The sequence below is a fragment of the Nocardiopsis sp. MT53 genome, assembly GCF_019598965.1.
In the GTDB taxonomy this organism is placed as follows: domain Bacteria; phylum Actinomycetota; class Actinomycetes; order Streptosporangiales; family Streptosporangiaceae; genus Nocardiopsis; species Nocardiopsis changdeensis.
On the sequence record NZ_CP080599.1, the window covers coordinates 1309140 to 1321481 of the forward strand.

Below are 12342 nucleotides of genomic sequence, written 5' to 3' on the forward strand. Positions count from 1 at the left end.
TGGTCAGCTCCCCTCGGACTGAGCGGACTCGGCCGGGGCCTTGGCCTCGGCGTTCTGCGGCTGACCGCCACCGGCGGCACCGCCGCGACGACGGCGCTGCGGGCGCTCGCGGCGCTGACCGCCGCCGCCACCGCCACCGCCGGCGGAGCGCTGCGCGGCCTGGGCCGCCTCGCGCTCGGCGCGGGTGGCCGGAGCGTCACCCTTGTAGATCCAGACCTTCACACCGATGCGGCCGAAGGTCGTACGGGCCTCGAAGAAGCCGTAGTCGATGTCGGCGCGCAGGGTGTGCAGCGGCACGCGACCCTCGCGGTAGAACTCCGAGCGGGACATCTCGGCCCCGCCCAGACGGCCACCGCACTGGATCCGGATGCCCTTGGCACCGGACTTGATCGCGCTCTGCATGGCCTTGCGCATCGCGCGGCGGAAGGCCACGCGGCTGCTCAGCTGCTCGGCGACGCCCTGGGCGACCAGCTGCGCGTCGATCTCCGGGTTCTTGACCTCGAAGACGTTCAGCTGGACCTGCTTGGAGGTCAGCTTCTCGAGGTCGGTCCGGATGCGGTCGGCCTCCACGCCGCGGCGGCCGATGACGATGCCCGGCCGGGCGGTGTAGACGTCGACGCGGACGCGGTCGCGGGTGCGCTCGATCTCGACCTTGGAGATGCCGGCGCGCTCCATGCCGCGGGTCAGCATGCGGCGGATCGCGACGTCTTCCTTGACGTAGTCCTTGTAGGACTTGTCGGCGTACCAGCGGCTCTTGAAGTCGGTGGTGACGCCGAGGCGGAACCCGTGCGGGTTAACCTTCTGCCCCACTATCGGGTCCTTTCCTTGGTCTTGGACGAGGCGCCCGAGCGCTCGGCGACGACCACGGTGATGTGGCTCGTACGCTTGGTGACTCGGAAGGCCCGGCCGAAGCCACGGGGTCGAATGCGCTTCAGGGTCGGACCCTCGTCCACCCAGGCGCCCTCGACGACCAGCGACTCGCGGTCCAGCTTGTCGTTGTGCTCAGCGTTGGCGATGGCACTGGCCAGTACCTTGCCAACAGGCTCGCTCGCCGACTGGGGCGCGAACCGGAGCACCGCCTGTGCCTCGTCAGCGGGCAACCCGCGAATAAGGTCCACCACCCGGCGGGCCTTTCGGGGCGTAACACGGACGAACCGTGCCTGTGCCCTCGTTCCCATCGCTTTTCCCTCGCTCACGGAAATTCATCTCCACTCACCGTGGAGAACGTGGTTCTTACTGCCTGTTGCAACCGACTAACGGCGGCTACGGCGGTCTTCCTTGACGTGGCTGCGGAAAGTACGCGTGGGAGCGAACTCGCCGAGCTTGTGGCCGACCATGGACTCGGACACGAACACGGGGACGTGCTTGCGACCGTCGTGGACGGCGATGGTGTGGCCGATCATCTCGGGGATGATCATGGACCGACGGGACCACGTCTTGATGACGTTCTTGGTGTTGGCCTCGTTCTGCGACTCCACCTTCTTGAGAAGGTGGTCGTCGACGAACGGGCCCTTCTTCAGGCTACGTGGCATCAGACGTGCTCCTTACCGCTTCTTCTTGCCGCTGCGCCGACGCCGAACGATCAGCTTGTCGCTGGCCTTGTTCTTGGCCCGGGTCCGGCCTTCCTTCTTGCCCCACGGGCTGACCGGGTGGCGACCACCGGAGGTCTTGCCCTCACCACCACCGTGCGGGTGGTCGACGGGGTTCATGACCACACCGCGGACGGTCGGGCGCTTGCCCTTCCACCGCGAGCGGCCGGCCTTGCCCCAGTTGATGTTGGACTGCTCGGCGTTGCCCACCTGGCCGACGGTCGCGCGGCAGGAGATCTCGACCATGCGCATCTCGCCGGAGGGCATACGCAGCGTGGCGTAGCGCCCCTCCTTGGCCAGGAGCTGGATCTGAGTACCCGCGGAGCGGCCCAGCTTGGCCCCGCCACCCGGCTTCAGCTCGACCGCGTGCACGAACGTACCCGTGGGGATGTTGCGCAGCGGGAGGCAGTTGCCCGGCTTGATGTCGGACTGCGGGCCGTTCTCGACGCGGTCGCCCTGCTTGAGGCCGGCGGGCGCGAGAATGTAGCGCTTCTCACCGTCCACGTAGTGGAGGAGGGCGATGCGCGCGGTGCGGTTCGGGTCGTACTCGATGTGAGCGACCTTGGCCGGCACGCCGTCCTTGTCGTGACGACGGAAGTCGATCACGCGGTAGGCGCGCTTGTGGCCGCCACCCTGGTGACGGGCGGTGATCCGGCCGTGGCCGTTGCGACCGCCCTTGGAGTGGAGCGGACGGACCAGGGACTTCTCCGGCTCCGAGCGCGTGATCTCGACGAAGTCGCTCACGCTGGAACCGCGACGACCCGGCGTCGTCGGCTTGTACTTACGAATGCCCATCTTCTTCGTGCATTCCTTTACGTGTTACTGGTGTGGAGCGGTCAGGCGGGGACTGCTAGCGACCGAAGATGTCGATCTGCTGGCCGTCCGCGACACTGACGATCGCGCGCTTGGTGTCCGGGCGCTTGCCGTACCCGAAGCGGGTCCGCTTGCGCTTGCCCTTGCGGTTGATCGTGTTCACCGCGGTGACCTCGACCTCGAAGATCTGCTTGATAGCGATCTTGATCTGGGTCTTGTTGGCGTCCGGGTGAACGATGAACGTGTACTTGTTCTCGTCCATGAGCCCGTAGCTCTTCTCCGAGATCACCGGCTCGATGATGATGTCCCGCGGGTCGGGGATCCTCACTGGTCGTCCTCCTCGGACTGAGCAGCGGCCTTGGCGGCGCCGGAGGCGTGAGCCAGGAACTCGGCGTAGCCCGCCTCGGTGAACACGATGTCGTCCGCGTAGAGGACGTCGTAGGTGTTCACCTGGTCGGCGTCGAGGATGTGCACCTCTTCGAGGTTGCGCAGAGCACGTCGGTTGTGCTCGTCCTCGCGGGCCAGGACGACCAGGACCTTGTCGGACTCGGTCACCTGGCGCAGCGCCTTGAGGGCGGACTGCGTGAGCTTCGCGTCGGCGTCCTCGGCCACGAAGTGGCTGATGACGTGGATGCGGCCGTGGCGCGCCCGGTCGGAGAGGGCACCGCGCAGGGCGGCGGCCTTCATCTTCTTCGGGGTGCGCTGGCTGTAGTCGCGGGGCTGGGGCCCGTGGACCGTGCCACCGCCGGTGTACTGAGGAGCGCGGATGGAGCCCTGGCGGGCGCGACCCGTGCCCTTCTGGCGGTACGGCTTCTTACCACCGCCGCGGACGTCGCCGCGGGTCTTGGTCGCGTGGGTGCCCTGGCGGCCGGCGGCCAGCTGGGCGTTCACGACCTGGTGGATCAGCGGGATGCTGACCTGCTGGGCGAAGACGCTCTCCGGCAGCTCGACGCTGCCCTTGGCGCCGCCCTCGGGGTTCTTGACCTCGATCTGGGCCATGGCTTACTTGTCCCCCTTCACAGCGGTGCGGACGAGCACCAGACCGCCGTTGGGACCGGGAACAGCACCCTTGACCAGGATGAGGCCCTTCTCCGCGTCCACGGAGTGAACGGTCAGGTTCTGGACGGTCTTGCGCACGTTGCCCATGCGCCCGGCCATCCGCATGCCCTTGAAAACGCGGCCGGGCGTGGCGCAGCCGCCGATGGAACCGGGCGAGCGGTGCTTGCGCTGCGTGCCGTGCGAGGCGGAGAGACCACGGAAGCCGTGGCGCTTCATCACACCGGCGAAGCCCTTGCCCTTGCTCTTGCCCGAGACGTCGACCTTCTGGCCGCTCTCGAAGACGTCCGCGGTGACCTCCTGGCCGAGCGTGTACTCGGAGGCGTCGTCCGTGCGGACCTCGACGTAGTGGCGGCGCGGGGTCAGGTCGTTCTTGCGCAGGTAGTCGCCGAGAGGCTTGTTGACCTTGCGCGGGTTGATCTGCCCGAAACCGATCTGAATGGCGGAGTAGCCGTCGGTGTCCGGGGTCCGGATCCGGCTCACGACGCACGGACCGGCCTTCAGAACCGTCACGGGCACCATCTTGCCCGCGTCGTCGAAGACCTGGGTCATGCCGAGCTTTTCGCCCAGAACTCCCTTGATCTGCTTGGTGGCCATGTCTGTGCGTCCTTAAAGCTTGATCTCGATGTCAACGCCGGCCGGGAGGTCGAGACGCATGAGCGAGTCGACCGTCTTCGGCGTGGGGTCGATGATGTCGATCAGCCGCTTGTGGGTGCGCATCTCGAAGTGCTCGCGCGAGTCCTTGTACTTGTGCGGCGATCGGATGACGCAGTAAACGTTCTTCTCCGTCGGCAGCGGCACCGGGCCCGCGACCTGTGCGCCAGTTCGCGTCACAGTCTCGACGATCTTCTTCGCCGAGCTGTCGATGACCTCGTGGTCATAGGCCTTTAGCCGAATGCGGATCTTCTGTCCCGCCATGTGGCCTGTTCGTCCTTCGCTTCAGTGTCCGTAACGGTGTCCGGTCACAGACGCCCAGGCCAGGCGGAATCCGCCTACAGCCGTGAGCCCCTATTCCCTTGAGAAACCGCAACAGGGCTTGCCCCTGCGGTGCGTCACCGTCACAGAGCCCGATGACGTCTTTTCGTTGTGCCGGGCGGGCCGCCGTGAGGGCGGCCCGCCCGGCACGTCGGGGCGGCTCCGTGGGGAGCCACCCCGGCGTGTGCTACTTGAGGATCTTCGTGACGCGACCGGCGCCCACGGTCCGGCCACCCTCGCGGATGGCGAACTTCAGGCCCTCTTCCATCGCGACCGGCTGGATCAGCTGGACGGTCATCTCGGTGTTGTCACCGGGCATGACCATCTCGGTGCCCTCCGGCAGCGTCACGACGCCGGTGACGTCGGTGGTGCGGAAGTAGAACTGCGGGCGGTAGTTGTTGAAGAACGGCGTGTGGCGGCCACCCTCGTCCTTGGACAGGATGACGACCTGGGCCTCGAACTCGGTGTGCGGGGTGGTCGTGCCCGGCTTGATGACGACCTGGCCGCGCTCGACGTCCTCGCGCTTGATGCCGCGCAGGAGCAGACCGACGTTGTCGCCGGCCTGGCCCTGGTCGAGCAGCTTGCGGAACATCTCGACACCGGTGACCGTGGTGGTCTGCTTCTCGTCCTTGATACCGACGATGTCGACGGTCTCGTTGACGTTCACGATGCCGCGCTCGATGCGGCCGGTGACGACGGTGCCGCGACCGGTGATCGAGAAGACGTCCTCGATCGGCATCAGGAACGGCTTGTCGGTGTCACGCTCGGGCTCGGGGATGTACTGGTCCACGGTGCCCATGAGCTCCAGGACGGACTTGCCCCACTCGGCGTCGCCCTCGAGGGCCTTCAGCGCGGAGACCTTGGTGACGGGGATGTCGTCGCCCGGGAACTCGTACTCGCTGAGCAGCTCGCGGACCTCGAGCTCGACGAGCTCGAAGATCTCCTCGTCGTCCACCATGTCGGCCTTGTTCAGGGCCACCACGATGTAGGGCACGCCGACCTGGCGGGCCAGGAGCACGTGCTCCTTGGTCTGCGGCATCGGGCCGTCGGTGGCGGCCACGACCAGGATCGCGCCGTCCATCTGGGCGGCACCGGTGATCATGTTCTTCACGTAGTCCGCGTGACCCGGGCAGTCGACGTGGGCGTAGTGACGCGCCTCGGTCTGGTACTCGACGTGGGCGACGGAGATGGTGATACCGCGCTCGCGCTCCTCGGGAGCGTTGTCGATGTCCTCGAACGGGGTGAAGGGGTTGATCTCCGGGTACGCGTCGTGCAGCACCTTGGTGATGGCCGCGGTCAGCGTGGTCTTGCCGTGGTCGATGTGACCGATGGTGCCGATGTTGACGTGCGGCTTAGTCCGCTCGAACTTTTCCTTCGCCACTGGATGTCTCCTAGACGTACAGAGCTATCTGGTATCCGGGCCCGCCCCGGGGGGCGGGACCGGATTGGTTACGTGTTCGCGACTACTCGCCGCGAACCTTCGCCACAATTTCTTGGGCGACAGCGGACGGAACCTCCGCGTAGGAGTCGAACACCATCGAGTAGTTGGCTCGACCCTGCGTACGGCTGCGCAGGTCACCCACGTAGCCGAACATCTCGGAAAGGGGCACGAGGGCCTTGACGAGACGGACTCCGGAACGCTCGTCCATGGACTGGATCTGTCCACGGCGGGAGTTCAGGTCGCCGATCACGTCACCCATGTACTCCTCAGGGGTGGTGACCTCGACCGCCATGACCGGCTCCAGGAGAGTCGGCTTGGCCAGCTTGACGGCCTCCTTGAAGGCCATCGAACCGGCGGTCTTGAAGGCCATCTCGGAGGAGTCGACCTCGTGGTACTGACCGTCGGTCAGCGTCACCTTCACGCCGACCAGCGGGTAGTGGGCGAGGACGCCCAGCTCCGCGGCCTCCTGGCAGCCGGCGTCGACCGACGGGATGTACTCGCGCGGGATGCGGCCACCCGTGACGGCGTTGACGAACTCGTAGCCGCTGGTGTCGCCGCTCTCCGACTCGAGGGGCTCGATGTCGATCTTGACCTTGGCGAACTGGCCCGAGCCACCCGTCTGCTTCTTGTGGGTGTAGACGTGGCCTTCGACCTTCTTGCGAATGGTCTCGCGGTAGGCCACCTGGGGCTTACCGATGTTCGCCTCGACCTTGAACTCGTCGCGCATGCGGTTGACGAGGACCTCGAGGTGCAGCTCGCCCATACCGGAGATGACGGTCTGGCCGGTCTGGTCGTCGGTGGCGACCTGGAAGGAGGGGTCCTCCTCCGCGAGGCGCTGGATCGCGATGCCCAGCTTCTCCTGGTCGCTCTTCGTCTTCGGCTCGATGGCCACCTCGATGACCGGGGCCGGGAAGGTCATGGACTCCAGGACGATGGCGTTCTGCGGGTCGCAGAGCGTCTCACCCGTGGTGGTGTCCTTCAGACCCATGACGGCGACGATGTCGCCGGCGCCGACCTCGGAGATCTCCTCACGCTTGTTCGAGTGCATGCGGTAGATCTTGCCGATGCGCTCCTTGCGGCCCTTGACGCTGTTGAGCACCTGGGTACCGGTCTGGAGAACGCCCGAGTAGACGCGCAGGTAGGTCAGCTTGCCGAGGTGCGGGTCGCTCATGATCTTGAAGACCAGGGCGGCCAGCGGCTCGTCGTTGCTGGGCTTGCGCGAGAGCTTGGTCTCCTCGCTCTCGTCCTTGGGGTCGTGGCCCTCGATGGCCTCGATGTCCAGGGGCGAGGGAAGGTAGGCCACGACCGCGTCGAGCAGGGGCTGGACGCCCTTGTTCTTGAACGCGGTGCCGCAGACGACCGGGATCGCCGTGCCGGCGATGGTGGCGCGGCGGATCGCCGGGACCAGCTGCTCCAGGGTGGGCTCCTGCCCCTCCAGGTACAGCTCCATGATCTCGTCATCGGCCTCGGCCAGCGTCTCGAGGAACTGGTCGCGAGCCTCACGCGCGGCGTCGGCGTGGGTGTCCGGGATCTCGATCGTGTCGTACATCTCGCCCAGGGCGGCCTCGTCGTTCCAGACGTAGGCCTTCATCTTCACGAGGTCGATGACACCCTTGAAGTCGCCCTCGGCGCCGATGGGCAGCTGGATCGGCATCGCGTTGGCGCCCAGGCGCTCGCGGAACATGTCCACGCAGCGCTGGAACTCCGCACCGATCTTGTCCATCTTGTTGACGAAACAGATGCGCGGCACGCCGTAGCGGTCAGCCTGACGCCAGACCTGCTCCGACTGGGGCTCGACGCCTTCCTTGGCGTCGAAGACCGCGACAGCACCGTCGAGAACACGCAGCGAACGCTCGACCTCGACCGTGAAGTCAACGTGGCCGGGCGTGTCGATGATGTTGATGGTGTGGTCGTCCCAGTGGGTGGTGGTAGCAGCCGAGGTAATGGTGATACCCCGCTCCTGCTCCTCCTTCATCCAGTCCATGGTGGCGGCGCCGTCATGGACCTCACCCACCTTGTGGGTCACACCGGTGTAGTAGAGGATCCGCTCAGTGGTGGTGGTCTTGCCCGCGTCGATGTGGGCCATGATCCCGATGTTGCGGACCCTGCCCAGGTCAAGCGCAGTCTTAACAGCCATGAGGCTCGTCTTCCCTCGGTTTATTGCTGTACAACCGCGGGGTTACCAGCGGTAGTGGGCGAAGGCCTTGTTCGACTCGGCCATCTTGTGCGTGTCTTCACGCTTCTTGACGGCCGCGCCGAGACCGTTGCTGGCGTCGACCAGCTCGTTCATCAGACGCTCGGTCATGGTCTTCTCACGGCGCTGACGCGAGAAGGAGACCAGCCAGCGCAGGGCCAGCGTGGTGGACCGGGAGGCGCGGACCTCGACCGGCACCTGGTAGGTCGCGCCACCGACACGGCGGCTGCGGACCTCCAGCGCGGGCTTGACGTTGTCCAGCGCCCGCTTGAGGACGACCAGCGGGTCCTGGCCGGTCTTCTCGCGGGCACCCTCCAGGGCGTCGTAGACGACGCGCTGGGCGATGGAGCGCTTGCCGTCGAGCAGCACCTTGTTGATCAGTGCGGTGACGAGCGGCGAGCCGTAGACCGGGTCGGTGATGAGCTGGCGCTTCGGCGCCGGGCCCTTGCGCGGCATTCTTACTTCTCCTTCTTGGCGCCGTAACGGCTACGCGCCTGCTTGCGGTTACGGACACCCTGGGTGTCGAGCGAACCGCGGACGATTCGGTAGCGGACACCCGGCAGGTCCTTCACACGACCACCGCGCACCAGCACGATGCTGTGCTCCTGGAGGTTGTGACCGATACCGGGGATGTAGGCCGTGACCTCGATCCCGCTGCTCAGCTTCACGCGAGCGACCTTGCGCAGGGCGGAGTTCGGCTTCTTCGGCGTGGTGGTGTAAACGCGCGTGCACACACCACGACGCTGCGGACTCCCCTTCAGCGCCGGGGTCTTGTTCTTTGCGACCTTGTCCTGTCGGCCCTTGCGGACCAGCTGCTGGATGGTGGGCACCGCGTCTCCGTCTTCCTCGTGACCTACGCCGGTTCTCGTAGCCGTATCGCTATTGACCTGCTGGATTTCCCGAACCTCCCCGACCCACGCTGTCGGGCGTGTCGCGCTCGTTCGGACGCACGACGCACACCCTGAAAGGGGGCCGATTTTCACGGGAGGGGGTTCACGTGCGCTGCGCGCCGCAGGCCCTCGAAGGCCGGGGCGCCGCACACACACGTGTGACCCGTCGACTCACGGGCACAATCACACAGGCTACCGTCTACCCTCTAGGCGGTCAAAACGGTGTGCGACATGGCGAGGACAGCGGAACCGGTCCTCACGTAGCCGTGGGTCGCCACCAGTCTACGCCGTCCCGGCGTTGCTTCGCCCCGGTTTTCCACCGGAGCCGGGTATAGCACAGCGGCCGCTCCCTCCGACCATTGTCACAGGGAGCGGCCGCCGTCTCTACAGGAGCAGCCAGACCGCGACGGAGATCACGGTGACCAGGATGCCGATCACCGCGAAAACGGTGCCTCCGGTGATGAGGCCGAGCCCGTCCAGCTGCCCGTTGGAGGCCCGGATCGCCCGCTTGGCCTTGGGTCCGGTGACCAGCAGGGCGAGCAGGGCGGTGACGAGGCCGACACCGGGGATCAGCGAGGCGACGCCCAGCCACATGGTGAGGACCGCCCCCCGCTCGGTGTCGGCGAGGAAGTCGACGCTGTCGTAGCCGGGGTAGGGGTCGCCGGCCTCGCCGCCGAGCGGACGGTCCTCGAAGCCGGGGAACTCCTCGGCGATGGGGTCCTTTTTCCGCTTCTTCGCCTTGGGCTTGACCGGCATGCCGTAGTCGGCGGGGGTGAAGCCGTCGTCGTACTCCGGATCCTCCTCCGGGGCGTCCGCCACCGGCGCGATCATCTGCGTGGCCTCGGGCTCCTCGGCCCGGGCGCGGGACTGCATGTCGGCGATCGCCGCCAGCGGGTCCTCCTCCGGCCCGGCCTCCTCGCGCCGCCGCCGCTCGGCCTCGCGCACCACGTCGGGGAGCCGCGGGTCGTCCCGGTCGAACGCCCAGGTGTTGCCGGAGGCGCCGGGCGCCTCGCCCTCCCAGGCGTCGGGCTCGGGCACGTCGGTCCAGGGCGCGGAGGCGCGCTCCTCCCGGGAGTCGGGCACCCGCACGGGGCCGGGGTCGCCGTCGGCGTTCCGGCTCCACCCCCAGGGGTCCTCCTCCCCCGGGGCCGCGTCCCCGTCACGGAGCGGGTCGTCATCCCAGCCGGTCCCGCGGTCGTCGCTCAGCGGATCGGCCTGCGGCCCCCAGGAGGAGCCGCGGTCGTCGGCGCCGCGCGAGCCGTAGGAGTCGTCCGTCAGCGGGTCGATCCCGCCGCTCCGGGCGGACGTGCGCTCGCCCAGCGGGTCCGCGTCTGCGTCCCACGGACCGCGCTCACCGAGCGGGTCCGCGCCGCCATTGCGGTCGTCCGCGTCCCACGAGGTGTTCGGGTACCCGGCGGACTCACGGAGATCGGTGTCCCCGTCGGGCTCCCAGGCCGGGGTGCGGCCGCCGTCCAGGTCGGGGTCCGCCTCCCAGGAGGCGTCACCGCGCCCGGCGGCGGGACCGCGCAGGTCGTCGTCCACGCCCGCGGAGTCGCCGTCCCAGGGACCGCGCTCACCACGAAGGTCCGCGCCACCACTGCGGCCGTCCGCATCCCACGAGGTGCCCGGGTACCCGGCGGACTCACGGAGATCGGTGTCCCAGGTGGAGCCGCCCTCGCGAAGGCCGGCGCCGCCGCGATCGCCGTCCAGGTCGGGGTCCGCCCCCCAGGAGGCGTCACCGCGCCCGGCGGCGGGACCGCGCAGATCGTCGTCCACACCGGCGGAGTCGGAGTCCCACGGCCCGCGCTCGCCGAGCGGGTCCGCGCCGCCGTTACGGTCGTCCGCGTCCCACGAGGTGTCCGGGTACCCCGCAGGCCGGCCGAGGCCGTCGTCCCCGTCGGCGTCCCAGGGGGCACGCTCACTGCGAAGGCCGGCGCCGCCGCGGCCGCCGTCCAGGGCGGGATCCGCCTCCCAAGGGGCGCCCTCGCGTCCGGCGGGACCGCGCAGGTCCTCGACAGGAGCGTCGGCGCCCCACGGCGCACGCTCACCGCGAAGGTCCGCGCCACCGCTGCGATCGTCCGCGTCCCAAGCAGCGGTGCGGCCGCCGTCCAGGGTGGCGTCCGCCTCCCAGGGAGCGTCCTCACGCCCGGCGGCGGGAGCGCGCAGGTCCTCGACAGGAGCGTCGGCGCCCCACGGCGCACGCTCACCGCGAAGGCCGGCGCCGTCGCGGCCGTCCGCGTCCCAAGCAGCGGTGCGGCCGCCGTCCAGGGCGGCGTCCGCCTCCCAGGAAGCGTCCTCACGCCCGGCGGCGGGGCCGCGCAGGTCGTCCACAGGAGCGGCGGCGTCCCAGGGGGCGCGCTCACCGCGAAGGTCCGCGCCGCCGTTGCGGCCGTCCGCCTCCCAGGAGGTGTTCGGGTATCCGACGGGCTCGCGGGGATCGGTGTCCCCGGCGGGCTCCCAGGCCGGAGTGCGGCCGCCGTCCAGGTCGGGATCCGCCTCCCAGGGGGCGCTCCCGCGCCCGGGGGCGACAGGGCCTCGCGGGTCGTCGGCCGGGGCATCGGCGCCCCACGGCGCACGCTCATCACCGAGGTCCGTACCGCCGCGGCCGTCCGAGTCCCACGCGGTGTTCGGGTACCCGGCGGACTCACGGAGGCCGTCGGCCTCCTCGGCGCCCCGGGAGCCGCGGTCATCGGCGTCCCAGGCGGGGGTGCGGCCGCCGTCCAGGTCGGGGTCCGCCTCCCAGGGGGCGCTTCCGCGCCCGGGGGCGACAGGGTCGCGCAGATCGGCGCCGGCCGTACCGGCGGCGTCCCAGGAGGCGTCCACGGCGGCGGGGCCGCGCAGATCGGCGTCCCCGGCCGTCGCGGCGCCGTCGGCGTCCCAGGGGGCGCGCTCGCCGCCCCGGTCCCCGGCCCCGGGGGCCGAGGGGGCGCCACCGGAGCCGGGGGTGTCGGTCCACAGGGGACCGGAGTCCGGGCGCAGGACCGGGATCTCCTGGGTCTTCGGTTCGGTGTCCTCCCCCGGGATACGGGTGAGCGGCCGGTAGGCCGCGTCCCCCGCGCCCGGGTAGGACAGCGGGTTGGGCGGTTCCGCGGGAGGCCCGCCCAGTGCCTCCGGGTACGGGTCCGCCAGGGCGGGGCGCGACGAGCTCAGGCCCGCGTACCCCCCGCTGTCCGGGAAGACCGTGTCCCCCTGCTGCTGTTCCTGTCCCTCGAGCGGGTCCTGGTAGTCCGACTGCTTGAGGTGGCGGTCCTCACTCGGCTTGAACCACGAAGCGCCACCGCCGGAATCCCGTCCGCCCCCGTTATCAGTCATGCCTCTCCCGCCGGCGCCGTGGCGCCCTCTCCCCGGCCCGTGTCACGGACCCCTCGTTACAACCGAACGGCG

At 69.1% G+C, this 12342-nt stretch carries 13 protein-coding genes; all 13 read right to left on the reverse strand.

Annotated elements, in window-relative coordinates; all coding sequences use genetic code 11:
* Positions 1-3 precede the first annotated feature (3 nt).
* The 13 genes from rpsC to K1J57_RS05570 all read right to left on the reverse strand — a co-directional run bounded on the left by rpsC (position 4) and on the right by K1J57_RS05570 (position 12270).
* A complete protein-coding gene (gene rpsC, locus K1J57_RS05510; RefSeq protein ID WP_220563396.1) occupies positions 4-810 on the reverse strand; it encodes a 30S ribosomal protein S3 in 807 nt (268 codons plus the stop codon).
* Positions 810-1178, reverse strand: coding sequence for a 50S ribosomal protein L22 (gene rplV / locus K1J57_RS05515; RefSeq protein WP_073382319.1), 369 nt, complete (start codon positions 1176-1178; stop codon positions 810-812). Before rplV ends, rpsC begins: the two co-directional genes overlap by 1 nt.
* A 75-nt stretch (positions 1179-1253) precedes the next feature.
* The gene (gene rpsS, locus K1J57_RS05520; RefSeq protein WP_220563397.1) at positions 1254-1532 is read right to left on the reverse strand and encodes a 30S ribosomal protein S19; all 279 of its coding nucleotides are present in this window, start codon (positions 1530-1532) and stop codon (positions 1254-1256) included.
* A 12-nt stretch (positions 1533-1544) separates the two neighbouring features.
* Positions 1545-2384, reverse strand: a complete 840-nt coding sequence (gene rplB, locus K1J57_RS05525; RefSeq protein ID WP_073382314.1) for a 50S ribosomal protein L2 — start codon at positions 2382-2384, stop codon at positions 1545-1547.
* Positions 2385-2439: 55 nt separating this feature from the next.
* The gene (gene rplW / locus K1J57_RS05530; protein WP_220563398.1) at positions 2440-2730 is read right to left on the reverse strand and encodes a 50S ribosomal protein L23; all 291 of its coding nucleotides are present in this window, start codon (positions 2728-2730) and stop codon (positions 2440-2442) included.
* Positions 2727-3401, reverse strand: coding sequence for a 50S ribosomal protein L4 (rplD, locus tag K1J57_RS05535; protein ID WP_220563399.1), 675 nt, complete (start codon positions 3399-3401; stop codon positions 2727-2729). Before rplD ends, rplW begins: the two co-directional genes overlap by 4 nt.
* Before the next feature lie 3 nt (positions 3402-3404).
* On the reverse strand, positions 3405-4055 hold the full coding sequence (gene rplC, locus K1J57_RS05540; RefSeq protein WP_220563400.1) for a 50S ribosomal protein L3: 651 nt from the start codon (positions 4053-4055) through the stop codon (positions 3405-3407).
* A 12-nt stretch (positions 4056-4067) separates the two neighbouring features.
* Positions 4068-4376, reverse strand: a complete 309-nt coding sequence (rpsJ, locus tag K1J57_RS05545) for a 30S ribosomal protein S10 (protein ID WP_014908366.1) — start codon at positions 4374-4376, stop codon at positions 4068-4070.
* Between the two features lie 244 nt (positions 4377-4620).
* On the reverse strand, positions 4621-5814 hold the full coding sequence (gene tuf / locus K1J57_RS05550) for an elongation factor Tu (protein ID WP_220563401.1): 1194 nt from the start codon (positions 5812-5814) through the stop codon (positions 4621-4623).
* 82 nt (positions 5815-5896) lie between these two features.
* On the reverse strand, positions 5897-8011 hold the full coding sequence (fusA, locus tag K1J57_RS05555) for an elongation factor G (protein ID WP_220563402.1): 2115 nt from the start codon (positions 8009-8011) through the stop codon (positions 5897-5899).
* Positions 8012-8053: 42 nt separating this feature from the next.
* Positions 8054-8524, reverse strand: a complete 471-nt coding sequence (gene rpsG, locus K1J57_RS05560) for a 30S ribosomal protein S7 (RefSeq protein ID WP_220563403.1) — start codon at positions 8522-8524, stop codon at positions 8054-8056.
* Between the two features lie 2 nt (positions 8525-8526).
* Entirely contained in the window at positions 8527-8898 is a 372-nt protein-coding gene (gene rpsL / locus K1J57_RS05565) for a 30S ribosomal protein S12 (protein ID WP_017538026.1), read from the reverse strand.
* Between the two features lie 444 nt (positions 8899-9342).
* Positions 9343-12270 (reverse strand): hypothetical protein, encoded by a 2928-nt coding sequence (locus K1J57_RS05570; protein WP_220563404.1) that lies wholly within the window; start codon positions 12268-12270, stop codon positions 9343-9345.
* Positions 12271-12342: the final 72 nt, after the last annotated feature.